Source organism: Bacteroides sp. OM05-12 (assembly GCF_003438995.1).
Lineage (GTDB): Bacteria > Bacteroidota > Bacteroidia > Bacteroidales > Bacteroidaceae > Bacteroides.
The window spans coordinates 174,551-198,442 of the sequence record NZ_QSUN01000004.1 but is presented as its reverse complement, the minus strand read 5'-3'; the positions used below and the strand labels follow the sequence as shown (position 1 = coordinate 198,442).

The window sequence follows — 23,892 nt, the reverse complement described above, 5'->3', positions numbered from 1 at the left end:
TCTAATGAAGTTGAGTTTTTAAGAAATAAAAAGTTTGCTATGATGAGAAAGCATATAATTCTTTCAATTGCCGTGAGTCTGCTGTGGGGTGGATGCTCTTTTACCGGGAAGAAGTCGGAAAATATGGATAAAAGATTAATCGAATATGTAGACCCGTTTATCGGGACTGCCGGACATGGGCATACATTCCCGGGCGCTGCTGTTCCATTTGGTATGGTTCAGGTTAGTCCGGATACAGGACTTGAAGGTTGGGATTGGTGCTCGGGCTATCATTATTCGGATAGTTCGATTATCGGATTTTCCCATACACATTTATCCGGTACCGGTCGCTCGGATTTAATGGATGTATTGATAATGCCTTTTACCGGAGAAGTAAAACTTCAATCGGGAACAAAAGAAAATCCGGATGCCGGATATCGTTCGCGTTTCTCTCATGACAAAGAGTGGGCTTCCCCCGGATATTATAAAGTGAATTTATCGGATTATGATATAACGGCAGAATTGACTGCTACTCCACGTTGTGGTTTCCATAAGTATACTTTTTCAAAGAGTGATAGTGCACATATTATTTTAGATTTGTCTCATCATTATTCTACGGATTCCATCAAAGAATTAACGCTGGATATTAAGGATAATCACATGATTACCGGCATACGTAAGACGAAAGGATGGGGTGATCCGGGAGAATTGTACTGGAGTAATCAACAGATTTATTTTGTTGCTTGTTTTTCTAAGCCGTTTGATGCGGTAACACTTTTCTCTGATGATGTACTTGTTACCGATAGTAATGCGAAGGGCAAAAATATAAAAGCGGTTATTGATTATAAAACCACCCGAGATGAGCAGGTTCTGATAAAGGTTGGAGTCTCGTCGGTAAGTATAGAAAATGCATTGTTGAATTTGACAACAGAAATTCCCGATTGGGATTTTAATAAAGTCTTGGCAAATGTGCAGAATGAGTGGGAAGATGAATTGTCTAAGATAATCATTGACGCTCCTGAAAAGGAAAAAACTATTTTCTATACGGCATTGTATCATTCTTTGCTTGCTCCCTACCTGTTCAATGATGTAAATCAGGAATATATTGGGTTTGATGGGAAGAAACATCTGGCTGCCGGATATGAAAACTATACGGTTATGTCTCTATGGGATACGTTTAGGGCAGCCAATCCGTTGTTGACCGTTGTTACTCCTGATAAAGTAAACAGTATAATCTGCTCCATGCTTGCACAATATGAACAATACGGACTTTTACCCGTATGGCCTTTATGGTCGAGTGAAACGAATTGTATGATCGGTTATCATGCGGTGCCTGTGATTGTCGATGCCTATTTTAAGGGAATACGGGGATTTGATGTTGAAAAGGCTTATGAAGCTATGAAAACTTCTGCAATGCAGGATGATTTCGGGGTTAAACAGCTAAAAGAATATGGGTATATACCTTATGATAAATATAATAAATCTGTATCGACAGCTTTAGAATACTGTTTTGATGATTGGTGCATAGCACGTATGGCAAAGGATTTAGGAAAAGAGAAAGACTTTGAGTATTTTATGAAACGGTCTGAAAGCTATAAAAACTACTTTGATAAAGAATATAGCCTGATGAATGGATATTCTTCTACAGGACAGTTCCGCCGTCCGTTTGATCCGTTTTACTCTTCATATGGAGAATGTGATTGGGTGGAGGGCAATTCCTGGCAATATTCTTTCTTTGTTCCTCACGATGTCCCGGGATTGGTTCGCTTATTCGGCTCAGAAGAAAAGTTTGAAGCGGCATTAGATACTTTATTTACTATTCATTCCGGATTGTCGGGTGATGATGTACCCATTGATATATCGGGGCTAATCGGACAATATGCACATGGTAATGAACCCAGCCATCATGTGGCTTATCTTTATAATTATGTAAACAAACCTTATAAAACTCAGGAATGGTTGAATAAAATTATGACGGAATTATATACGGACCAGCCGGACGGACTTTGCGGAAATGAAGATTGCGGTCAAATGTCTGCGTGGTATGTGTTTAGTGCGATGGGTTTTTATCCGGTCAATCCTGCTGACGGTAATTATGTATTTGGTAAGCCGATGGTTAATTCTGCTAAATTGCAGATAGGGGACACACCCTTTGAGATAGTTGCCCATGATTTGAATGAGCAGAATATTTATGTTCGGAAAGTGAAATTGAACGGTGAAGATTATAATAAGCGTTATATTACTCATAAAGATTTGTCGGAAGGTGGTAAATTGGAATTCTATATGGACAGTACTCCTGCAGAACAGAATTAAAGTGAGATTACTGGTTATCTTATTTATGGTGTGGAGTAGTATTCCTTCTTATGCTTTAAAATGCGACCAGGTGATTAAAGAAACAGCTAATGGAGTATATACCTTATCTAAAGGTGAACTTTCACTTTCTGTTTCTGCTTTGCACGGTGGAAAGATTATCAGTTTTAAAAGAGGAAACAAGGAGATGTTATTGCAGGATACGGTGCATCCTAAATATTATGGTGCTACTCTGTGGCCGTCTCCTCAATGCAGGTTTTGGCCTCCTGCTCCGGTATTGGATAATCTTCCTTATCAAGCGGAAAATAACGGAGGATTACTTCGTCTTGTCAGTGGGAAGGATTCGTTAACCGGATTTCGTTTTACGAAAGAATTCTCTATCTCTCAGGATACGGCTTTACTGATTAATTATAAGATTGAGAATATTTCCGATACCATTCAACATGTTGCTGCGTGGGATATTGTTCGTGTTTTGGGAGGTAAGACCTTTTTCCCAATCAGAGACCGGGAGCTAAAAGACCTTCCTTCTACATTAGAACATGTTGATGAGGAGAATGGAACTGTTTGGTATACATTTGTAAATGATTCGATTAAGCGGGGGCAGAAACTTTTTGCAACAACAAAAGAGGGTTGGCTTGCCCATCAATATGGGGATTTATTGTTTATAAAAACTTTCCCGACGGTGCCCAAAGAACTATTGCCTGCGTTGCAAGGAGAGGTTGAAATCTTTCTTGCTCCGAACAGTCTTTATGTAGAGTTGGAGAATCATGGCAAGTTGACATTGTTAGAGCCGGGAGAGTTTTTGACGTATCAACAAAAATGGTTTTTATACCTTATTCCGGCAGAGATTTCGAATAACAATGCAAAACTGGAAGATTATGTAAGACGGCGGATTCACTAAAAATCCGCTTTCTTCTCTATTTGGATAATCTTTCCCGATACAGGATGTTTGAACTCTAAGTATTCGGCATGGAGATAGAGCCGGTCTGCTTTTTTACCGTACAGTTCGTCTCCTACGATAGGGGCGTTGAGTCCGAGTGAATGGGCGGAATGTACTCGCAGCTGATGGGTACGTCCTGTTAATGGGTAGAAAGAAACAAGTGTTCGGTCTTTTCTGTGCTCTATCACTTCATATCGGGTTGTTGCAGGTTTGCCATGTTCCGTGCTTACTATTTGCCGTGGTCTGTCGGTAGGGTTCGGGCAAATCGGTAAATCGATTACTCCTGTATTTTCCTTGATATTACCTTCCAGAAGCGCGGTATAGCGTTTCTTTATGGCACGGTCTTTGAATTGTGCTTGCAGATGCTTATGAACATCTTTGGTTTTGGCAATAAGCAGTAATCCGGACGTTGCCATGTCCAATCGGTGCACAATCATTGGTCCGGTTGCGTGGGGATATAGTGTTTGTAGACGGCTATGGATAGAATCCGCGTTTATCTTTCCGGGTACAGACAACACTCCGTCGGGTTTATTAATTACTGCCAACCATTCATCTTCATAAAGAATCTCTAATACTGTGTTTTGATGAACGTCTTTTGATAATGGGTTATCCTCTACGCGTAATCCTTGAAGCATGTGTTTCAATATCGGCTCACACTTTCCTTTACAGGCCGGATAATAATGACTGTGACGGCGGATTTCCATTTTGGGAGAGTCGCCCCACCAAAACTCGGCCATTGCAATGGGCTTCCAATGCTGTTGGTAAGCATATTGCAATAGTTTGGGAGCGGCACACTCACCTGCACCGGCAGGAGGAACTTTCTGTGCCGTATCTTCAAAAATACTACATAGGTCTTTTTCTTCCCCTAAAGCATTGAGCATACGATATTGTTCGAACAACTTTTGTTGCAATGCTGCGGAACGGACTTTACGCTCTTTCTTTAATTCTTCTACCTGATTGGAATAGTTATCTACCTTAATTTGTAAAGCCGAGATACGCTCTTTCCATGACCGCTCAAGTCGTTTATATTCTGCCTTTTGAAATTGGCTTTCCCGTATCAGGGCTATCCGTTCTTCTTCGCAAGGGTTGTTCCGGCGAAGAACCTCACGCTGCTCTTTAGCAGCTTTCATTACCTCTTTAGCCTCTTTAAGTTCTTTTCGGCAGTTCGTTTCCGCTTCCGACAATTGACTTTGAAGCTTCAAGTAGGATGCATCTTCCTCTATCTGTTTTATCTGTTTGTTAATCAGTGAGATGTTTTCTTCTTCTATTTTAAAGAAACCTTTCGGCTGTAACAGGTCGTACACCGGCGGAACAAAAAACGGATGCTGATTCTTGCCTGCCAGATTGCCGGAAAAGGCAGCTACGTAGCCTAGCTCTCCGGTTGAAGTCTGCACAATCAGTACTCCGAACATCTTTCCCTGCTGTAATTCTTCTTTCCATTCTTCTCGTGTTGCGATATAATCCTGTAACTCATTGGCGGCTATCATACATAGCGGGTGTGGAGTATAGTGAAAAGGATATGTGAACTTTTCGGGGAGAGCTATGTGGGCGATCGGTTGCGAGAATTGGTGTAACATGTATCTGTTTTATTTAAAGATTTATAATCTTGCGTACAAAGGTAAGTATTTTAATTTTTTCGTACTTTTGCAGCAGATTAAATAATTCATTAAAACGAGGAATATGGATAAGGTAATAATCAATTCGTATGAAGATTTTGAGAAGTTGATAGGTCAGCAAATCGGTGCTTCCGACTATGTCGAGCTTTCTCAGGAGCGTATTAATTTGTTTGCTGATGCTACTTTGGATCATCAATGGATTCATGTGGATGCAGAGCGTGCTAAAGTGGAGAGTCCTTTCCATAGTACCATTGCGCATGGATATCTGACGTTGTCGATGCTTCCGTATCTATGGAATCAGATTATCGAAGTGAATAATCTGAAGATGATGATTAACTATGGAATCGATAAAATGAAGTTCGGACAGGCTGTGCTGTCAGGACAAAGTATTCGTTTGGTGGCAAGTCTTCATTCTTTGCAGAACCTGCGTGGTGTGGCGAAAGCCGAGATTAAGTTTACGATTGAAATTAAGGATCAGCCTAAGAAAGCGCTCGAAGGAATAGCTGTTTTCCTATATTACTTTAATTAAAAGATGAAACCGGTAAGAAAATTACTGTGTCCTCAATGTGAGGTCGGCGTTTTCTGTGTGATGAACCAACACGGAGAACGCCTGCCTGTATATGTATCTAAAGAAGGGGAAATCATTCCCAAGGACGCTTCCTCTTCCTTGGATGGATATGATTTGACCGAAGTTTACTGTTTAGGATGTTCCTGGCATGGGAGTCCGAAACGTCTGCATCGGCATTAACGGGAGACGTTTAAGGTTGGATCAATCCTCCACATAGATCATTTTCTTTGTCATTCCTCCATCAATCGTAATGTTTTCTCCATTGATGAAATCATTCTCTTCCTGACAAATGAATACACACATACGGGCAATATCTTCGGGCTTGCCTACTCGTCCGGACGGATGCTGCGTGTGGTCTTCTTGTCTGAGTTGCTCATAATCATGTGTTTGTATCCAACCCGGTGCAATGGAGTTGACTGTGATATGCCATTCGGCAAGTGACAGCGCAAGCGCGTGTGTCAGTGAGTAAATCCCGCCTTTGGATGCGGCATATCCTTCGCTGCCGGGTTCACTCATCAGATAGCGGGTGGAGCAGATGTTGATGATTCTTCCATACGGATTGGGAACGGGCAGGGATTGACGGTGGAGGGCGAGCAACCGTGAGGTGATGAATGCCGGACGCAGATTAACCGTCAGAATCTTATCAAACGTTTCTACATCGGTCTCGGTGATGGGAGAAAATTCGCTGATACCTGCATTGTTGATAATGATGTCGATGTCTCCCCATTCCTTAAAAATATTTTTCATACAGCTTTCGAGAGCGTCCTTGTCGCTGACGTCTGCCGGATAGAAGGTTGCTCCCGTTTCTTGTGCCGTCTGTTGCCCCGATGCTTCATTCTTATCGCAGAAAGCTACAAGACAGTTCTTTTCGCAGAATGCTTTTACAATTGCTTTGCCAATACCTTCGGCACCTCCGGTCACGAATACCCGCTGCTGCTTCTGCTCCGGTTTAATGGAGGAAGAAGCGTTTGCTTTCTTTTTCCCGTATTTATGGGCTTTCTCCCATGCGGCCTTTCTCGCTTGGTACTGCTCGTATTGCTTTTCTATGTAATTATCCGCCATATTCTTTAAGATGCTGGTTAAGATGAGATAGTTTCATAATATATGGAACTTTAGTTTCATATTTTGTGGAACAATTGTTTCATATATTGTGAAACTTTTGTTCCATAAGGGAGGAACTAACCGGACTCCCTTTACTTATCCATATCGAGGTTATAGTATTCCACGTATTCATCGAATACCGGAGCTTCGGTCAACCCTCTGTTTCGGAATATCTTTCGGATATATTCCTGTTCGCAAGGCTTGATAAGCCGTTCTTTGCGGTAACATCTGTAATAGGTGGTCTTTCCGAAATATCCCACCATTTGCTGTTTGATGCTCACCGCGTCATTATGCGGCAGACGATCCAATAGGTGGCTTATTCCCCGCGCGTATTGTTGAGGCTGATCGGATAGGAAATAACGGCAGTTTTCTCCTGTAGGAGCAATGCCAGAAGGATTGACTACCGTTACGGAACCACGTTCTGCCGGTATGTGGAGTCCCATTTGACGTCGGAGACAATCTTTGCCGCGAAGACATTGCTCATTCAGACAATGAATAAAACTATATGGGAATGTGTTGTAATCGAAACCTGATTTCATTTATAAGTTCGTTTTTATTGTAAATTATTAATGTAACAAAGGTACATCCTTTTGTGGAGAAACAGGCAGATTACGGTGGAAATGTTTCAGGATATTCGCTTCATGGGGGTATATTTCAGCCCGTTGGTCTCTTGTTGCTCGCACACTTGCCTGAATCCCAGACTTTGATAGAACTCGACGGCATAGGATGAAGAATTAACCGTCATTTCCCGTACAGGATTATCGCAGAGCGCAAAGTCGAAAAGTTTTCGTCCGATACCTTTCCGATGGTATTCCGGACGGATAAAAAATAAGGAAATATGCGTGCCTTCCCGTTTTGTACCCAAAGCACCTATCAATGTTTCTTTGTCGAATGCTCCGTAAATCGTCAGTTCATTCATCAATTCATTACTGTAGACAAAGCTCTTGAATGTTTCCAACCCTTCAGTGTTGAAATCTTCCGCGCCACATTGAGAAAAGACTTCCAAGGATAATTCTGCCGCTTGAGTGAATTCTTCTTTTCTTAGTTTGCGAATCATAATCTGTTATCGTTTATCTGCATGTATTATTCTGTCCCGGAGTTGATACGTTCTTTTACTTTTGCCCACGCGTGTGTATTGAACAGGCAACATTCTCTCATGGTTTCGTACATTGTTTTGAAACGGCAGCGAGGAATGACGAAACTAAGTTCATTGGCTTCTATATACGGACGGACTGAGGGATCAAACAAACCGATAAAAGTACGATTACCGTTTATCCGGTTCTCCTGCGTGGCTGTGGAAATGATGTTCGAGCATCCGGAGCCGAATAAGGTAGTTACAGCACCCTGAGCGTTGTTGTCATAGAATGCCCATGCACATAAACCGGAAAGTATGTCGGGCGTGGCAAAGAATAACAAGCCTTCCATGTTATCGAAACTTTCTACTTGGTCGATGCGGACAAAGTTCAGATATTTTTTATCTGTTTGTCGAACATCCAACTGCCTGATGAAGTCTATTACCATTTCGGGCATTTGTTTATATCGCTCTTTGATGGAAACGAAACCCGGCACACGTTCGGGCATCTCGGAAAAGCCGGTATAGAACTTACCGCCTCCGCAACCGATAACATCTGCGTTCAGGCTGACAGGATTGCCTTTGCGTACAGTATGCAATCCTTTAAAGAAACAACCGTTTATCTTTTCTGTATCTGCCAGTGGTGTGTCACTATAAAAGAACAGTAGGGGTAGGGGAGCATGCTCTCCGAAAGCCTCTGTATAGTTTTGGATGAAAGTGGAGACGTTCATAGTACTCTTTCTTATCTGGTTTATACTTTAGTCTGTCATATACCATACAAATATGCCATTTTTTATTCATTATATGACGGATTAATAGAGATAATTATGAATTTTATAGGAGCCACCCTTAACAAGAACATGCTTTATCTTTTATAGAATAAATGAAAGGCGCAGTGTTTCCGCAATGTTATATTGCAGGAAATGCCGCGCCTTTCGCTTACTCTCTACATATTATGGGTTCAGAACATGAACTTGTATGTTTCAGTGTTGCCGTTCTTGCCGTAGACTTTCAGGATAAGCAGACCCTTACCAAAGTTGTTCAGATTGATGTTGTTGGCATTACCCTCATAGAGTTTTATGCCTGCAACGTTATAAAGAGCTACTTTGTCATTGTCACCGTTGATGAACAATGTTCCGTCTTTTACCATATAAGCATTTTCACTGTCGTTGGTTTCTATCTCTTTGATACCTGTTTGACCGTTATTGGTCATCGTTTCAGAGATTTCGGATACTGTACCGTCGAAGTAGAAAGTTCTTACTTGGTAGGTGTCTCCTTGTACGCTTGTCGGGTCATTGAACCATCCTTGTAGATAGTGGGTGAATACCTTGCCAAACATTTGTCCGTTCTTGTAAACTTGATAGCCATACTGGTTGAGATCTATTTCAGTATCCTCTGCTTCAGGCGTGTCGGTCACGTTGGCCGTGATGAGCCAACTTCCGTAGCCGTCAGTTTCATGTTCGGGTATTGTTTCGTAGTAGTCAGCCAGATTGAGCCATGTCTTACCATCATCTTCAGAGTAGATATTACTCTTACCGTCAGCATATGAGTTTGTGTTGTGGTATATAATAGGTATCTGATCTGCACCATATTCTAACAACTTCAAGCCGACCATTATCTCTTTTGTACCGTCAATGAGCATAGGCTCGTCAAGATTCACAGTTATATACTCGTTGTAGGGCGCATCGATCATTTCTTGGTCGCGGATGAGCTTACCATCCTCATAAATCACGATTGCCGCGCGTATAGGTGTCGGATCTTCCGTTTCGTAGTAGCTGAGCTGTGTGCTTACGGATGTCAGATACTTACCTTTGTACATCGCCATTTCCTCCGCATCGAATTTGTTGACTGCTATTAGCGGCTTGCCTTCGTTACCGAGCGCTTTCGGTTCTACATTATATTGGTTATTGCCGAGGTAGTTGAGCATATAAGCACCGAAAGAATTTCTCCACGTCACACGGAATGCACCGTCAGACAGACAGGCACCGATAGTTCCGGCTGTGGCTTCGTGCTCGGGCTTTTCATCTATTCTCAAGTTATCGAAATTCCAGATATACTGTGCCAAAGCCTGACCGTGAACACGCAGACGAACTTGGAATGTCTTACCTGCCGCATATGAGGTCAGGTCGGTATATTCAAAGTTCCATGCATAGGGAGGAACTTCGCTTAGAGCGTACTCCCGGGCAACAGTCCATTCAATATCGTTAGTGCTTATTTCAATACTAAGGCTGTCTTTCGTGATATCCCACTCGTCGCTGTTTGCATACCGCCATAAGCGTGCAAATGAAATATATACATTCTTTTTGTCGCGTGCATCGAGGTGGCGTGACACAATTGAGAAAGAATAGGGTTGCGATTGAGCTACACCTACATTGAGATAGCTGCTGCCATCAAGACCAAAGTATAGGCCGCATCCCCAGAACTGTGTCTCCAGATCACCATAGTCGCGTTGTACAGACCAACCCTCTGATGTTATCGTATTACTGTCAAAGTCATCAAAAAGCGGAAAATCAAAATTCTCCTCCATATAAACCGTACCTTCCTCACTTTTCGGTGATAGCAACTCCGTGTCGGTATTATTATTGATGAAATTAACGGCTACGGAGTAATAGTGTGTACCCGTGTCTAAACCCTTGTCGGTGAAACTTATGGTCGTTGCGCCATCCTCCAAGTCTTTTATAGCTATGCGGCCTACTTCGTTACCGTCTCTGTATATCACATACTCTTTGGCCTGATACCAAACATGAGTTTCAATTCCGCGTTCAAAGGTCACCTCTACCTCTCCCAATGCCAAAACGCTGGTGTTGGGAACTGAGCTGATTGTAGGTGGTATCGCCACGAATTTAGGTTCGGCTTTCAGAATCCAAGGCTTTCCGTATGTATCATTGCCGGCTATTATACTACCATCTGTCGACACACCACTGAACGATACGTTCTCCCTTGCATAGAAGTCGAATTTGTAAGGTAGCTCGATATCATTGGCATACAGATACACGAAGTAGTTGAAATCGGTTTTTACCTGGTTGTTTGCAGAATACCAGAATGGTCTACTTTGGCCATAGCCTGAGTAGTAATAATCGCCGAACAGGTCTCCATCGTCTGTTACTCCCCCTATGTTCAGGGATGATACATAACGATATGTGCCAAAAGTCATCAGTACCTTACTATTTATAATGTATAAAGCCGGTTCCACACCGTTGTTTGTAAGGCCAATAAACTCGCCATTGTTGCTTATGGCTAACGCCTTGCCATCACTCTGCACGCCGCCCACAGGATGGGGATCGTCTATCACTATACATTCTTCGGGTGAAGGCCAATAGCATGCATAGGTGCTCCATGCTCTCTTAACGTATCCCACAGCTATTGAACCGTCACCCGATACATCGGTAATGCTTGCCAAACTTGCATCTTCGGGTATGGCATACTGCTTAAAGTCATATTTGTTTGTACTTTCGTTGAAGGTCCATGCACAAGGATAAGTTACGGAGTAATTGCCCTTCGAGATGTAACCTACTACCGTTTTCGCATCATTTGATATAGCCATAGCGAAACTACCGTCGGCGAAGTTTGTAAAATCGCTTGTAGTATAAGTACCGAGACCAAGGCTTATTACCTTTCCATCTTTCCATACTGCGGCAACGTTGAGCGGTAGGGTATAAGTAAATCCCATTTCGGTGATAGTGATTCCGTATTCAGGGTCTTTCATTACACCGCATATTACTTTATTGTCTGTCACATCGGTGAAACTTCCCAATTTAGCGAAATCGTCCTCATCATAAGATGTAATCCAGTTTTTTTCTCCTGTTTCGAGGTCTTGTACAAAACTTACATAGCCGAACAGACCATCAAGTCCCCAGGGATTCGATTGTTTGCTCTCTCCAACAAGATACTTGCCGTTTGGCGAGACTCGCTTGTTTTGTGTTTGCGCTTCTCCTTGTTCGAACTTAGTTTCCGACTTTGCCGCTACGGATATTACCGTCAGGCATAAAAACAAAAGTAGTGTGTTTTTCATAATGAAAAGGGAATTTGATTAATAAAAAAAGCAAATTGAACGTCAGCGAAAGTAGCATAAAACAACGTTTTCAGCAAATGCAGTCTCTTCAAATTTATTAATTTGTATATCTTCAAAGCCTCTTCTACGTACAGACAAGTATCAGTCGGATGATTTTATACCTTGACTTGCCATTTTCTGGTAAAGAAAAGGAGTTATTCCTGTCACTTTACGGAAGACGTTGACAAATGATGTGTACGATTTGAACCCCACACTCTCGGCTATGGCCTTCATGGTAAAGTTTTTATAAGTGGCCGTGTCCGTAAAGCGGGCGCAAGCCAAATGTATACGGTAAGGGTTTATGTAGTTATTGAAATTTTTATGAAAGGTGTCATTAATAACCTGCGAGACGTATACCCTGTTGGAACCGACAAGCTCGGCAAGCGTGTCCAGTGAGAAGTCGCAATCACAGAATTCGAGCGTGTTCTCCATTATATTCTGTATCGCTTCAGCCAACTTCTGTCTTTGTGCATCGGTAAGATTACTCGTCTGATATTTGGGCGCGTCCTTGAGTGTGTCTGTTGATGTATCTCTAGCTTTACCGAGTTCTTCTTTCATTTCGGCTATTTCACGTTCTTTTTCTTTCAACGTTTCCCTATCCTTACGCAGACGTGCCATCAGTTGCTCCTGTGTGTCGATGAAGTCTCGATTGACAGTATAGAGATCGGTGTAGCTACGGTTAAGTTTCTTTTTCTGTCTCCATACGATGAAAAGAAACAATGCCGTAAGTACGGCCACAATACCAACGGTCGACATAATGACGCGTTGTACTCGTATTGTCTGTATTCCCTCTTGTTCACGCATTCGCAAATCTGCTATCTCTCTGGTTGTTTTGTTTACTTCATAAGTAAACAAGGTATTTTCCACGATATCGAATTCGCGCATATTATAGATGGAGTCTTTTATTTCGAGATAACGTGTCTTGTACATATTGGCGGTAGCGATGTCTCCCTCCTTTTCATAGAATGCCGATAGACTCTTTAGTGTTTCGGTGAAAGTATGTTGAATATTATGTTGGCGTGCTGTTTCGTCACACAGACGCAGGTATTTCAGTATGGAGTCCGGTTGGTTAATCCAATTGTAAGCATTATAAATCTCCTGATAAGCGAAACAGAGATATTTAGGTTCTATTTTCTTCTCAGAAGCATATTCAACTAACTGTTTTAAACGAGCGATGGCCGGGGGAACGTTGTTATCATAAATCTGTATGAGGCTCAACGTATAGCCACTCATGAATACGTCCACAGGATCTGCCGGATTCTTGGTCTTTTCGGCCATCCGGTAATACTTCTTCGCTTCGGTATTTTTCTTTAGAAATGTGTAGATACCTGTAAGATTCACCAATATATAATGTTCTGTATCACGGTCAGGATAATCACGACAAAAATCGTAGGCTTTCAGATAGTAGCTTATTCCTTTTTCATAATCAAGAAAGATGCAGTAGATGTTACCGATTTTGTTGTAGAGACGTGCGGCATAAATAGGTTTACTGCATGATTCACTAATCTTAACCCCTTCGATATACTCGCTAAGAGCGGCAGAATAGTTGCTTTGAGCGTTATAGATATCACCTGCTTTTAGATGTGCTAACGTGCAAAGATTTCTTTCCTCTGCGTTCATATCGTCCCTAAACCTGCTGGCTACGACGGAACAAAGTACTATTGCCTCAATATCTTTTTTTTCGGCGGCGCGTTGTGAAGCTAAATCCAATATCTGCTTCGAAGACACATCTTGCATTTCGCAGACAAGGTCTGAATACTGTGTCCAGTCAGTTGCATAAACTTCATTCGGGAAGAATATGAAACTGAACAACAACGTAAAGATCAATCTTGTGTGTGTTCTCATCATAATAAAGCTATTGCACTTTAATGTCTGTCATTCCAAATAGCATACGTGCAAAATTATGTAAAAAATTCGAGACATACATATTCCCGGTTAATTTTATTTTCTGCTTGACAGATTTGTATTGTTCATAAGTTAAGCATGCAAAATCCTGCATGTTTCCGATAATCCGGTAGAGTACATGATATGAATTTCATTCACGCAAAGGAAGAGACCGAGGCAATACTCGATATAATACTCTGAAACTCAATCTAGTTAAAATGACTTTTATGCAATGTACCGGAAGTTGGAGATAAACAATCAATCTTGTTTCAGATTTATTGGGACTTAGTGAGAAGAATATTATTATACAAAAAGAGGCTGTCCAACAAGACAACCTCTTTCTTGAGAGCGGAAGACGGGACTCAAACCCGCGACCCTCAGCTTGGAAGGCTAATGCTCTATCAACTGAGCTACTTCCGCAATTATTGTGGGCAAAGATGGATTCGAACCACCGAAGGCGTAAGCCAGCAGATTTACAGTCTGCCCCATTTGGCCACTCTGGTATTTGCCCAACATTTTCTTTTTGCTTTCTTTGAAAAACCTCCGTTTCTCAAACGCGGTGCAAAGATATGAATTATTTATTTAAACTCCAAGCGAAATCAACCATTTTTATTGCAGTAATTGCACATTCATCTCCTTTGTTTCCGAGCTTTCCTCCACTTCTGTCTTCTGCTTGCTCCATTGTATTTGTGGTGAGTAAACCATAAATAACTGGTATATCGCCAGTTGCATTTAGTTCGGTGATACCTTGGGTTACTCCCATGCATACATAATCAAAGTGAGGAGTATCGCCTTTTATTACGCAACCAAGGATAATAATAGCATCAACTTCGCAATTTTCCATGAGTTGGTTTGCTCCGAAGGTTAATTCGAAACTGCCGGGAACGGTTTTCACTAATATGTTTTCTTTTTTAGCTCCATGCTTGATTAGGGTATTGTAAGCTCCGTCAAGCAAAGCACCTGTGATTTTGTAATTCCATTCGGATACAACAATGCCGAATTTCATGCCTTCGGCATTAGGTACTGAATTGAAATCATAATCGGATAAGTTATGATAAGCTGTTGCCATAATAATCTTTTTTGGTTTAAAAAAAGCTACTCTAAAATCAGAGTAGCTTATATATAAGGTATTATTTTATTCCAGTTACCCGTTTCTTATTTCTTTGCGGCATTAGCGCGGTCGATATATTTATCGATATCCATTGCCTGATAAGAATTGAAATATTTGTCTTTTACTTTAGTGTATGCTTTTACCGCGTCATCATATTTGCCTTGCTTTTCAAAGATAGCTCCTGCTTTCTTCAAATAGATAGGACTCAATGTATTGTTGTCAGCTTTGTCGGCAGCTTTTAAGAAAGCAGCAGTAGCTTTATCCAATTGATCTAGTTGAGCATAGCAGTCGCCTAAAGCTCCTAGTGCGGCAGGACCTACCATTTGGTCTTCTCCGTCAAAACTATTTAGATATTTGATAGCTTCTTCGTATTTGCCTAACTGTGCATAGCTGATACCGGCGTAAGCTTTTGCCAGTTTCCCGCTTTTTGTTCCACTGAATTCATCTGCAATTTTAATGAATCCTGCATAGCCCAAGCTATCTCCGTTCAATGCTTTTTCATAATCATTAGCTCCGAAGTATTCTTCACCTTTGAAGATTGCAACGGCCGCTTTTTGTTCTTTTGGTTCTGATACATAGTGCTTATATAACATAACTCCTGCAATGATAACCACTATTGCTACTATAAAACCGATAATTGTTGTTTTGTTTTTGACAATAAACGCTTCGGATTGGCTTAACGCATCTTCAACGTTCGCTCCTTCCTGTTTTTTCTTTTCTTCCGCCATCTTATTTTATTTTCTTGTTATTCTTATATGTATATATTTCGGTCAGCAAAAGTAGTTGATTTATATATATAAATGAAATTTCGAGGCATATTTTTTAGCATCTATATTTAAAAACGGCATCTTTATCTGCTTTTTCAGTTTTTATTTCTACTTTTGTCTACCTAAAAATAAAGAGCAAAAATGATATTGAAGCGTATTTCCATACTGAATTATAAGAATCTGGAGCAAGTAGAACTTAACTTTTCTTCAAAGATGAATTGCTTTTTCGGATTGAACGGTATGGGAAAGACTAATTTGCTTGATGCTATTTATTATCTTTCTTTTTGTAAGAGTTGTACGAATCCCATAGATTCCCAGAACATTCGTCATGATCAGGACTTTTTTGTTGTACAAGGATTTTATGAAATGGAGGATGGTACTCCGGAAGAGATCTATTGTGGCTTGAAACGTAGACAAAAAAAGCAGTTTAAACGCAACAAGAAAGAATATACCCGCTTGTCGGATCATATTGGTTTTGTGCCGTTGGTTATGGTCTCACCGTCTGATTCCGATTTAATTGCCGGAGGAAGCGAGGAACGGCGTCGTTTTATGGATGTGGTTATTTCACAATATGATAAAGAATATCTGGACGCTTTAATCCGCTATAATAAGGCACTTGCCCAACGTAATACATTATTGAAAGCGGAGCAGGAACCGGAAGGAGAACTTTTTGAAGTATGGGAGGAAATGATGGCTTCTGCCGGTGAAATAGTTCATCGCAAACGTGCGGAGTTTATATCCGAGTTCATTCCCATTTTTCAGTCTTTCTATTCTTATATATCTCAGGATAAGGAAAAAGTCGATTTGATCTATGAATCTCATGCCAAGGATGCTTCTTTGCTCGATATTTTGCGGGAAAATCGGTTTCGTGACCGTATCATGGGGTATTCATTGAGAGGGATACATAAAGATGAACTGAATATGTTGCTTGGAGACTTTTCTATAAAAAGGGAAGGTTCGCAAGGACAAAACAAAACTTATTTAATAGCATTAAAACTGGCTCAGTTTGATTTCTTAAAACGTACGGGGAGTAACACTACGCCTCTATTGCTCTTGGATGACATCTTTGATAAGTTGGATGCTTCCCGGGTAGAGCAGATAATAAAGTTAGTAGCCGGAGATAGTTTTGGACAAATCTTTATTACCGATACGAATCGTGAACATTTGGATAAAATCTTGAGCAAGACGGAACAGGATTATAAGATTTTCAGTGTAGATGCAGGAACAGTAAGCGAAAAACAGGAGGAGCAGGAAGATGAGGCGTAATAATACAGAGCAAATAGGGGATTTGCTAAGAAAGTTTATGCGTGAAGAAGGGTTGGAGACTCCCCTGAATCAGCAGCGTTTAATAGATTCATGGAAAGAAGTTCTTGGACCTACGATAGCGTCTTATACTACTAATCTATATATAAGGAATCAAATCCTTTATGTTCATCTGACCTCTGCGGCTTTGCGGGAAGAGTTGATGATGGGACGTGAACTGTTGGTCCGTAATCTGAACCGTCATGTCGGGACTACCGTTATCATAAATATCATTTTCCGTTGAATACTTCTTTATCGGTAAAAACGCAATCCATTTTTATATCATGTTCTTCACATGGTATTTTATCTTCGAATTGGAATGAAAAGCAAATGCCTATTTTAAAAGAAGAGGTAAGTAAAGGTAGTAACTGGTCATAATACCCCTTCCCTCTGCCTAATCTATTGCCTTCCTTGTCAAAAGATACTCCGGGGATAATAGCCAGATCAATAGACTTGTAATCATTGAATATTTCTCCGATAGGTTCTTCTATATTGTAAGAACCTGTTTGTAAGTCCTGCTTTCCTGTATAATTACGCAATTCCAGATAATCGCCTACTACTACTGGTAAGACAATATTTTTAGTTTTGCTCCATCTCTCAACGAAGTCATGCGTCTGAACTTCATCTTTTAATGAGTAATAGAGCAAAACTGTTTTTGCTTGTTGGAATGCAGGGTATTGTTCCAGTTTATTAAGCAAAGCGTCTGATAGCTTCGTCAGCTCCGTATGTGTGTACAGAGCTTTTCTTCGGGCTATCTGTACACGCAGTTGTTTTTTTAGTTCGTGCATTCTTTGTTTTTTCTTTTACAGGTTGCGGAGCTTTAGGATATGATTCTCCTTTTCTTAGAATATCAAGAGCTTTGTTTACAGTAACATCGCTAATGTTGAGGAATTTAATGTATTCTTCTATTCCTAACATATTGTATATGATATTACCGTATAGTATTTTTTCGAGCAATTTGTGGGACTTTTGTATTTGTATATTTCTTCTTTTAACTCCTTTGCTTTCAGCAAAATTCACAAATTGCTCTATAATACCTTGTTCTTTCAAATATTTAAGCAACGATTGCTCATCCGGATATTTTTGTAGCTTAATTCTGTTCTTATCCGTGTATTGGAAGGAGAACTGAATTGGCAATGCTCTGTTTACTACCATTGAATAATATGTTGTTACTCCTGTGGTATCTTGCGGTACAAAAATATCAGGCATAATACCTCCGCCTCCGTATACGGTTCTTCCTAATCCGGTGGTGTATTTTAAATCCGTGTTCTGCTTGATGCTATCTTCCGAGAAGAATTCTCCATGCTCATAACGTTTGAGAATATCCATTTCATAATCCGAATCATTCCCTTTGGTATAATGTTTCTGTATGCTTCTGCCGGATGGAGTATAATAACGTGCTATTGTCAGGCGGATAGCCGAACCGTCACTGAAGTCAATAGGCTGTTGAACCAGACCCTTTCCAAATGAACGGCGTCCAATGATCGTTCCGCGATCATTATCTTGTATTGCTCCGGCGAATATCTCGCTGGCAGAGGCAGAGCCTTCATCTATAAGAACTACAAGTGGCGTATTCTGACAACTGCCTGTACCATTGGAGAATCGTTCTTCTCGAGGATATTTACGTCCTTGTGTATAGACGATTAATTTGTCTTTAGGAAGAAATTCCGTAACCATCTGGATGGCAGCTTCCATGTAGCCTCCTGTGTTTCCTCTTAAATCAATAACCAAACCCTGACATTCTTTCTGCGCAAGTTTGGCGATAGCCATTAATAGTTCAGCATGTGTGGTACGCCCGAATTTATTTACTTTAATATAACCGTATTTCTCATCCAGCATATATGCCGCATCCACACTGTTCACCGGTATATCTCCTCTTACAACGGTAAAGTATAAAATATTCTTTTCTCCCGGGCGGGCTATTCCCAGTTTAACTTTACTCCCTTTAGGACCTTTCAGTTTTCTGGGTGCCGTATCGATTGTTACGTCTTTACCCACAAAAGCGCTGTCATCTACCGAAACGATACGGTCTCCTGCCATCAATCCTACTTTTTCTGAAGGACCTCCCTGGATAACACTGTTTACATGTATCGTATCGTTTTGAATAGAAAATTGTATTCCGATCCCGCTGAAACTGCCTTCTAATTCAGAATTTGTAGCTTCCAGATCCTTGGCGGGAATATACATTGAGTGAGGATCGAGTTCACTTAAAATCTGAGGCATAGCATTTTCCACTAAGTCAGTCATGTTAACGGTATCAACATATTGATCATCTATGATGCGTAATAGCGCATTTAGCTTATTCGATGAGGTATTAATAATTCCCAGTTTGCTTCCCGAGAAATGGTTGGCATAAAACGTACCGACTAAAATTCCCAGTACAATGCTGATTGCAATGATAAAAGGAGTAAAGCGGGAAGAGTTATTTGTGCTCATAATTTATTATGTTATTCGTTAGGGTCAATATAAACAACTTCAATATTTGCTCTTTTCAGCAGGTTAAGTCCGTCTTCCAAACGATATTTCTCAGAATAAACAACTCGTTTGATTCCGGCTTGGATAATAAGTTTGGCACATTCAATGCAGGGAGAGGCTGTTACGTACATGGTTGCTTCGGCACTGCTGTTATTAGAACGTGCTATTTTTGTGATAGCATTTGCTTCTGCATGGAGAACATACGGTTTGGTTAAACCGTTTTCATCTTCGCAGACATTTTCAAATCCGGAAGGAGTTCCGTTATATCCATCCGAGATTATCATTTTATCTTTTATTATCAGAGCACCTACTTGGCGACGTGTACAATAAGAGTTCTCAGCCCAGATAGCAGCCATACGTATATAGCGTTTGTCTAATTCCAATTGTTTTTTTTCGTTTGCTTCCATTACTGATTCTTTTCTTTTCTATTTTTAGTCAATTGTACAAATCTCTTTTTATCCTCCGGATAGAGCTTTACCCAAATCGTATTTCCTCTATAGAATTTTGCATTTTTGATGCTGTTGTAGAAGTCCATAGTAATTTGTCGTTCGAGTGCTGTTGTTCCTGAGGAAGAAGAACCGTCAGTTATTAAAAAAGTAATTGTATTTTCCTTGCCGTCTGCAGACCATGTCTCCGAGAAAGTATTGGTTATTCCTTTTGCTGTAAATGTCTTATCTTCAAAAGTTATGTAAAAGCGATTTCTTCCATAATCCCGGATTATGTTTTTGTTATTCTCGTAAGTATTGACTGCTTTCTGATTGTTGTCGTCTTTCCAGTTGGTAGTTGTATAAAAGTCTCCTACATACCATGTTTGCCCGATGAATATGGCTTCGATATCGTCTTCATCATTACAACCGGCAAAGACTCCCAATATGCCGATAAACAGAACAAACGTTATTTTATTTAATATTCTTGTTATCATATTCTTATTGCAGATTAAACTATAAATTAATTAGCCCTTTAAACATTTTATAGTCCTTTCTGTTCAATCCCGTTTCTTTTTAATAAGGCTTTTATGGTAGGCTTTTGTCCTCTAAATCTTTGGTATAATACCATCGGGTGCTCTGTCCCTCCTTTGGATAAAATATTCTGCCGGAAAGATTCGGCAACCGTTTGATTAAATATGCCGTTTTCTTTGAACATAGAAAAGGCGTCAGCGTCCAATACTTCCGCCCATTTATAACTATAATATCCAGCGGAATAGCCACCGGCAAAAATGTGCGAGAATTGAGTACTCATGCAAGTACCGTCAACGGATGGCAGAATTTGAGTCTTCTCCCAAGCCTGTTTCTCATAATCTTCTACATCTTCTTCGAATGCAGTATTACGAGTATACCATGCCATATCTAAGAAACCAAAACTGAGTTGGCGTAAACAAGCATATCCGGTATTAAAATTCGATGCGTCAATAATGCGTTGTATCAATGTGTCAGGTAGCAACTCTCCTGTTTGATAATGCTTGGCAAAAGTATGCAGGAATTCTTTTTCGATAGCAAAGTTTTCCATTATCTGCGACGGAAGTTCTACAAAATCCCAATAGACATTTGCACCGCTCAGGCTTGGATAAGTTGACGCTGCAAACATTCCATGCAGAGAATGTCCGAATTCGTGTAAGAACGTTGTTACTTCATTGAAACTTAACAGTGCCGGCTTGTTTTCTGTGGGTTTGGTGAAATTCATCACAATCGATACGTGCGGGCGACTATCTGTTTCGTTTTCTTTCCATTGTCCTTTATATTCTGTCATCCATGCTCCCGCGCGTTTTCCTTTGCGAGGGTGAAAATCTGTATAAAGTACCGCAAGATATTTCCCATCCTTATCGAAAACTTCGTAGGCGGTGACGTCCGGGTGATATACGGGAATCGACTTGTTCTCTTTGAAAGTGATGCCGTATAGCTTTGTAGCCAAGCCAAATACTCCTTTTTTAACCAGATTCAGTTCAAAGTACGGACGTAACATTTCATCGGTTAAATTGAATTTCTTATTTTTCAATTTCTCAGAATAGAAGTTCCAATCCCATGGCATTAATTGGAAATGTGCTCCTTCCGTCTCACGTGCAAACTCTTGTATTTCATTATATTCAGCTTGAGCAGTAGGTAGATATGCTTCGAACAACTGGTTCAATAAATCATATACGGCATTACAATTCTCTGCCATTCGTCTTTTTAATGTATATTCGGCATAATTGTCATATCCGAGTAATTGGGCGATGGACATTCTTGTATTCACCAGCTTTCTAACCACGTCAAAATTGTTGAATTCGTTGTTATGGGTGGCTCTGGTGTTGTATGCCATATAAAGTTGTTGCCTTAAATCACGATTTTCATTATACGTCATGAAAGGCACATAGCTTGGAGCTGATAAAGTAAATAACCAACCTTCTTTCCCTTTTTCTTTTGCTGTTTGTGAGGCTGCTTCTATTACGCTTTCCGGCAATCCGCCCAGCTGTTCTTGTTGCGTTAATAATAGTTCGTAATTATTGGTCTCTTTGAGAAGGTTCTGGCTGAATTGCAGCGTCAATTTGCTAAGTTCGTTTGTCAGCCTACGGTATTCTTCTTTTTGTTGTCCGGTTAAATTGGCACCTCGGCGCACAAAATTATCGTAAGTATCTTGAAGAAGCGTTTGTTCTTCTGTAGTTAAGTTGAGCTTTGCTTTTTGTTCATAAACCGTTTTGACGCGTTGAAATAGTTTTTCGTTCAGATTGATATTGTTGGAATGCTCGGTTAATGCCGGCATTATCTTCTCTGCCAATTCTTGTAAATCATCATTGGTTTCTGCACTCAATAAGTTGCCGAAGATTGTAGTAACTCTTTCCAGAAACTTTCCTGAACTTTCGAGTGCAACGATTGTATTTTGAAAGCTAGGGAGTTCCGGGTTATTGCAAATATCTTCAACCTCTGATACCTGTTGACGGATACCTTCATCTATGGCCGGCTCATAATGTTCTATTTTAATTTTGTCAAAAGGGGCAGTTTCGTGAGGAGTATTATATTTTTCTAAAAGCGGGTTGTTTGCCTGGATTGTCATGATCGTATAAAATAATACAAATGTTAATAAGCTTCTTTTCATATAGTCAATACCTATTCAGATAATAATGTATTGTACAAAAATGCTAAAAAAAAGCATTACTCCCGCCATTATTATCAGGTTTTTAACAAAGAATATAACTTTGTTCGTTGGCTCTACTGAATATTTGTCAATTTAAGACTAAATCTTGGATTTATAAGTAGCTAGCAATGATATTTCAGGAATCTCTATTTCTTTACGACGTAATACCAATAATCCCATTTCCTGTAATTCATTCAATACTTTTGATACGGATAGACGTGTGTCATTCAGCAGGGTTGCGAAATCTTCCATTTTGATCTTAAGCAATTTCTTTCCGGTAGATTTCTCAGCGTGATAAAGGAAGAAATTTATAACCTTTTCCTCAATGCTGTTTGTCTTATTGTTCAGTAACCTGTCTTGCAGTATTTGTGAACGGTTGCTGATTATATTCAGATAATTAAGCCGGAAGATATCGTATTTGTTGAGCTCGGATAAGATGAACTTTTTTTCAATGGAGACGATATTTACATCCGTCATGGCTGAATATGAGGATATATAATTGGTATTCATTCCGAAAAGAGAATATGGCTCCAGAACATAAGGCTCATTAAAATATTCGCACCATGTATATAAATCATCTCTGTCTTTGGTCTCCGATATAATCTCCCCATTTAATAAAAAAACTAAACCATTGCATGGACTTCCCTGATTTATAATTTTCTCCATTGCTTTATTCTTGGAAAAATGTAGTTTGACTTTGCCAAGTATGTCTGTAAAGTCGTTCTTACACAGCCCTTGAAATAGCGGTAATTGCAATAAAGTGTCATACATCGTTAACTCCATATATTCTCCTCTCTATTTAGATCGCTCATGATTTTATGACAAAAATAACTATAAATCGCCTTTTTTATTCGTATGCCTTTCTCCTTTTTATCTTTTTTATTATTTCTTAAGCCTGATAATGTTTGCTTCCGATTGCTTGCATTGTGAACATAATTCTGATATATTTGTATTTTGAATCAAAGAAAGGAGGCTATATGTTTACGGATTTTTTTTCTGCATTTAATTTTCAGGAGTTGATAAGCGCTTTTATTGTACTTTTTGCTGTTATTGATATTATCGGTGCGATTCCTATCATTTTGACTTTGAAGCAAAATGGGCGTTCTGTGAATGCTACAAAGGCGACTTCCATATCATTTGTACTTCTAATCGGCTTCTTTTATGTTGGTGATATGATGTTGAGATTATTTCAGGTGGATATTGCGTCCTTTGCCATAGCCGGTGCATTTGTTATTTTCCTTATGTCATTGGAAATGATTCTGGATGTGGAAATATTTAAGAATCAGGGACCGATTAAGGAGGCCACTTTAGTGCCGTTGGTCTTTCCGTTGTTAGCCGGAGCCGGAGCGTTTACTACATTGCTCTCATTAAGGTCGGAATATGCTTCTATTAATATTATTGTAGCTTTAGTTTTAAATATGGCGTGGGTTTACGTGGTACTGAAGATGACGGGACGGATAGAGCGTATCTTAGGAAAAGGAGGTATTTATGTTATACGTAAGTTCTTCGGTATTATTTTGCTGGCTATTTCCGCACGTCTATTTACTGCAAATCTTACATTGTTAATAGAGCAGTTAAAGGGAGGACAATAATATTCATTTTACAGAT

22 protein-coding genes and 2 tRNA genes are annotated in these 23,892 nt (G+C 40.1%); 7 read left to right on the top strand and 17 right to left on the bottom strand.

Annotated features, from left to right (window positions below):
- Window positions 1-39 precede the first annotated feature (39 nt).
- Both DXB63_RS05515 and DXB63_RS05510 read left to right on the top strand, forming a co-directional pair.
- The gene (locus tag DXB63_RS05515; protein WP_233522797.1) at window positions 40-2,292 is read left to right on the top strand and encodes a GH92 family glycosyl hydrolase; all 2,253 of its coding nucleotides are present in this window, start codon (window positions 40-42) and stop codon (window positions 2,290-2,292) included.
- A gap of 1 nt (window position 2,293) precedes the next feature.
- Window positions 2,294-3,190 (top strand): DUF4380 domain-containing protein, encoded by an 897-nt coding sequence (locus tag DXB63_RS05510; protein ID WP_147332262.1) that lies wholly within the window; start codon window positions 2,294-2,296, stop codon window positions 3,188-3,190.
- Here DXB63_RS05510 and DXB63_RS05505 read toward each other — a convergent pair.
- Window positions 3,187-4,806: an RluA family pseudouridine synthase gene (locus DXB63_RS05505; protein WP_122125392.1), complete on the bottom strand. Its 1,620-nt coding sequence runs from the start codon at window positions 4,804-4,806 to the stop codon at window positions 3,187-3,189. The two genes, DXB63_RS05510 and DXB63_RS05505, sit on opposite strands and share 4 nt — an antisense overlap.
- A gap of 103 nt (window positions 4,807-4,909) precedes the next feature.
- Between DXB63_RS05505 and DXB63_RS05500 the strand changes: the two genes are divergently transcribed.
- Window positions 4,910-5,374 carry a MaoC family dehydratase gene (locus DXB63_RS05500; RefSeq protein ID WP_122125391.1) on the top strand — a complete coding sequence of 155 codons (465 nt, stop codon included), beginning with the start codon at window positions 4,910-4,912 and terminating at the stop codon, window positions 5,372-5,374.
- A gap of 3 nt (window positions 5,375-5,377) precedes the next feature.
- Window positions 5,378-5,593 carry a hypothetical protein gene (locus DXB63_RS05495; protein WP_122125390.1) on the top strand — a complete coding sequence of 72 codons (216 nt, stop codon included), beginning with the start codon at window positions 5,378-5,380 and terminating at the stop codon, window positions 5,591-5,593.
- 21 nt (window positions 5,594-5,614) lie between these two features.
- Here the strand turns inward: DXB63_RS05495 and DXB63_RS05490 are convergent, their stop codons facing one another.
- The 10 genes from DXB63_RS05490 to DXB63_RS05445 form a co-directional block, all read right to left on the bottom strand.
- Window positions 5,615-6,475, bottom strand: a complete 861-nt coding sequence (locus tag DXB63_RS05490; RefSeq protein WP_122125389.1) for an SDR family NAD(P)-dependent oxidoreductase — start codon at window positions 6,473-6,475, stop codon at window positions 5,615-5,617.
- 131 nt (window positions 6,476-6,606) lie between these two features.
- A complete protein-coding gene (locus tag DXB63_RS05485; RefSeq protein WP_122125388.1) occupies window positions 6,607-7,053 on the bottom strand; it encodes a DUF6078 family protein in 447 nt (148 codons plus the stop codon).
- A gap of 86 nt (window positions 7,054-7,139) precedes the next feature.
- On the bottom strand, window positions 7,140-7,571 hold the full coding sequence (locus DXB63_RS05480) for a GNAT family N-acetyltransferase (protein ID WP_178300617.1): 432 nt from the start codon (window positions 7,569-7,571) through the stop codon (window positions 7,140-7,142).
- A gap of 26 nt (window positions 7,572-7,597) precedes the next feature.
- A complete protein-coding gene (locus DXB63_RS05475; RefSeq protein WP_122125386.1) occupies window positions 7,598-8,317 on the bottom strand; it encodes a DUF169 domain-containing protein in 720 nt (239 codons plus the stop codon).
- 230 nt (window positions 8,318-8,547) lie between these two features.
- The gene (locus DXB63_RS05470) at window positions 8,548-11,598 is read right to left on the bottom strand and encodes a hypothetical protein (protein ID WP_122125385.1); all 3,051 of its coding nucleotides are present in this window, start codon (window positions 11,596-11,598) and stop codon (window positions 8,548-8,550) included.
- A 141-nt stretch (window positions 11,599-11,739) separates the two neighbouring features.
- Entirely contained in the window at window positions 11,740-13,485 is a 1,746-nt protein-coding gene (locus DXB63_RS05465; RefSeq protein WP_122125384.1) for a helix-turn-helix domain-containing protein, read from the bottom strand.
- A 383-nt stretch (window positions 13,486-13,868) separates the two neighbouring features.
- A tRNA-Gly gene (locus DXB63_RS05460) sits at window positions 13,869-13,941 on the bottom strand.
- A gap of 8 nt (window positions 13,942-13,949) precedes the next feature.
- Window positions 13,950-14,032 (bottom strand) — tRNA-Tyr (locus tag DXB63_RS05455).
- Between the two features lie 63 nt (window positions 14,033-14,095).
- Entirely contained in the window at window positions 14,096-14,590 is a 495-nt protein-coding gene (ribH, locus tag DXB63_RS05450) for a 6,7-dimethyl-8-ribityllumazine synthase (RefSeq protein WP_122125383.1), read from the bottom strand.
- An 86-nt stretch (window positions 14,591-14,676) separates the two neighbouring features.
- Window positions 14,677-15,360 carry a tetratricopeptide repeat protein gene (locus DXB63_RS05445; protein ID WP_122125382.1) on the bottom strand — a complete coding sequence of 228 codons (684 nt, stop codon included), beginning with the start codon at window positions 15,358-15,360 and terminating at the stop codon, window positions 14,677-14,679.
- A 180-nt stretch (window positions 15,361-15,540) separates the two neighbouring features.
- Here DXB63_RS05445 and DXB63_RS05440 point away from each other — a divergent pair, with 180 nt between their 5' ends.
- Both DXB63_RS05440 and DXB63_RS05435 read left to right on the top strand, forming a co-directional pair.
- Window positions 15,541-16,665 (top strand): DNA replication/repair protein RecF, encoded by a 1,125-nt coding sequence (locus DXB63_RS05440; protein ID WP_122125381.1) that lies wholly within the window; start codon window positions 15,541-15,543, stop codon window positions 16,663-16,665.
- Window positions 16,655-16,945 carry a DUF721 domain-containing protein gene (locus DXB63_RS05435; protein WP_122125380.1) on the top strand — a complete coding sequence of 97 codons (291 nt, stop codon included), beginning with the start codon at window positions 16,655-16,657 and terminating at the stop codon, window positions 16,943-16,945. The genes DXB63_RS05440 and DXB63_RS05435 overlap by 11 nt, the downstream gene beginning before the upstream one ends.
- On the opposite strand, the gene DXB63_RS05430 is transcribed toward DXB63_RS05435, so the two are convergent.
- The 6 genes from DXB63_RS05430 to DXB63_RS05405 all read right to left on the bottom strand — a co-directional run bounded on the left by DXB63_RS05430 (window position 16,932) and on the right by DXB63_RS05405 (window position 23,067).
- The gene (locus tag DXB63_RS05430) at window positions 16,932-17,489 is read right to left on the bottom strand and encodes a 5-formyltetrahydrofolate cyclo-ligase (protein WP_122125379.1); all 558 of its coding nucleotides are present in this window, start codon (window positions 17,487-17,489) and stop codon (window positions 16,932-16,934) included. The two genes, DXB63_RS05435 and DXB63_RS05430, sit on opposite strands and share 14 nt — an antisense overlap.
- A complete protein-coding gene (locus tag DXB63_RS05425) occupies window positions 17,392-19,137 on the bottom strand; it encodes a S41 family peptidase (RefSeq protein WP_122125378.1) in 1,746 nt (581 codons plus the stop codon). Before DXB63_RS05425 ends, DXB63_RS05430 begins: the two co-directional genes overlap by 98 nt.
- 11 nt (window positions 19,138-19,148) lie before the next feature.
- On the bottom strand, window positions 19,149-19,583 hold the full coding sequence (locus tag DXB63_RS05420) for a dCMP deaminase family protein (RefSeq protein WP_122125377.1): 435 nt from the start codon (window positions 19,581-19,583) through the stop codon (window positions 19,149-19,151).
- Complete coding sequence (locus tag DXB63_RS05415; RefSeq protein WP_122125376.1) at window positions 19,583-20,098, bottom strand: DUF4847 family protein; 516 nt, start codon at window positions 20,096-20,098, stop codon at window positions 19,583-19,585. Before DXB63_RS05415 ends, DXB63_RS05420 begins: the two co-directional genes overlap by 1 nt.
- Window positions 20,099-20,145: 47 nt before the next feature.
- Entirely contained in the window at window positions 20,146-22,203 is a 2,058-nt protein-coding gene (locus DXB63_RS05410; RefSeq protein ID WP_178301215.1) for a M3 family metallopeptidase, read from the bottom strand.
- A 180-nt stretch (window positions 22,204-22,383) separates the two neighbouring features.
- Complete coding sequence (locus DXB63_RS05405; RefSeq protein WP_122125374.1) at window positions 22,384-23,067, bottom strand: Crp/Fnr family transcriptional regulator; 684 nt, start codon at window positions 23,065-23,067, stop codon at window positions 22,384-22,386.
- A gap of 194 nt (window positions 23,068-23,261) precedes the next feature.
- Here DXB63_RS05405 and DXB63_RS05400 point away from each other — a divergent pair, with 194 nt between their 5' ends.
- Window positions 23,262-23,876: a MarC family protein gene (locus tag DXB63_RS05400; protein WP_122125506.1), complete on the top strand. Its 615-nt coding sequence runs from the start codon at window positions 23,262-23,264 to the stop codon at window positions 23,874-23,876.
- The last annotated feature ends 16 nt before the right edge of the window (window positions 23,877-23,892 follow it).

Bases quoted from the DNA above. Each gene is read 5' to 3' on its own strand.
- DXB63_RS05500 (WP_122125391.1), top strand. From the start codon at position 4,910: ATGGATAAGGTAATAATCAATTCGTATGAAGATTTTGAGAAGTTGATA.
- DXB63_RS05430 (WP_122125379.1), bottom strand. From the start codon at position 17,489: ATGCACGAACTAAAAAAACAACTGCGTGTACAGATAGCCCGAAGAAAA.
- DXB63_RS05445 (WP_122125382.1), bottom strand. From the start codon at position 15,360: ATGGCGGAAGAAAAGAAAAAACAGGAAGGAGCGAACGTTGAAGATGCG.
- DXB63_RS05505 (WP_122125392.1), bottom strand. From the start codon at position 4,806: ATGTTACACCAATTCTCGCAACCGATCGCCCACATAGCTCTCCCCGAA.
- DXB63_RS05515 (WP_233522797.1), top strand. From the start codon at position 40: ATGATGAGAAAGCATATAATTCTTTCAATTGCCGTGAGTCTGCTGTGG.
- DXB63_RS05480 (WP_178300617.1), bottom strand. From the start codon at position 7,571: ATGATTCGCAAACTAAGAAAAGAAGAATTCACTCAAGCGGCAGAATTA.
- DXB63_RS05475 (WP_122125386.1), bottom strand. From the start codon at position 8,317: ATGAACGTCTCCACTTTCATCCAAAACTATACAGAGGCTTTCGGAGAG.
- DXB63_RS05420 (WP_122125377.1), bottom strand. From the start codon at position 19,583: ATGGAAGCAAACGAAAAAAAACAATTGGAATTAGACAAACGCTATATA.
- DXB63_RS05470 (WP_122125385.1), bottom strand. From the start codon at position 11,598: ATGAAAAACACACTACTTTTGTTTTTATGCCTGACGGTAATATCCGTA.
- DXB63_RS05410 (WP_178301215.1), bottom strand. From the start codon at position 22,203: ATGACAATCCAGGCAAACAACCCGCTTTTAGAAAAATATAATACTCCT.
- DXB63_RS05490 (WP_122125389.1), bottom strand. From the start codon at position 6,475: ATGGCGGATAATTACATAGAAAAGCAATACGAGCAGTACCAAGCGAGA.
- DXB63_RS05400 (WP_122125506.1), top strand. From the start codon at position 23,262: ATGTTTACGGATTTTTTTTCTGCATTTAATTTTCAGGAGTTGATAAGC.
- DXB63_RS05485 (WP_122125388.1), bottom strand. From the start codon at position 7,053: ATGAAATCAGGTTTCGATTACAACACATTCCCATATAGTTTTATTCAT.
- ribH (WP_122125383.1), bottom strand. From the start codon at position 14,590: ATGGCAACAGCTTATCATAACTTATCCGATTATGATTTCAATTCAGTA.
- DXB63_RS05425 (WP_122125378.1), bottom strand. From the start codon at position 19,137: ATGAGCACAAATAACTCTTCCCGCTTTACTCCTTTTATCATTGCAATC.
- DXB63_RS05440 (WP_122125381.1), top strand. From the start codon at position 15,541: ATGATATTGAAGCGTATTTCCATACTGAATTATAAGAATCTGGAGCAA.
- DXB63_RS05465 (WP_122125384.1), bottom strand. From the start codon at position 13,485: ATGATGAGAACACACACAAGATTGATCTTTACGTTGTTGTTCAGTTTC.
- DXB63_RS05415 (WP_122125376.1), bottom strand. From the start codon at position 20,098: ATGATAACAAGAATATTAAATAAAATAACGTTTGTTCTGTTTATCGGC.
- DXB63_RS05435 (WP_122125380.1), top strand. From the start codon at position 16,655: ATGAGGCGTAATAATACAGAGCAAATAGGGGATTTGCTAAGAAAGTTT.
- DXB63_RS05495 (WP_122125390.1), top strand. From the start codon at position 5,378: ATGAAACCGGTAAGAAAATTACTGTGTCCTCAATGTGAGGTCGGCGTT.
- DXB63_RS05405 (WP_122125374.1), bottom strand. From the start codon at position 23,067: ATGGAGTTAACGATGTATGACACTTTATTGCAATTACCGCTATTTCAA.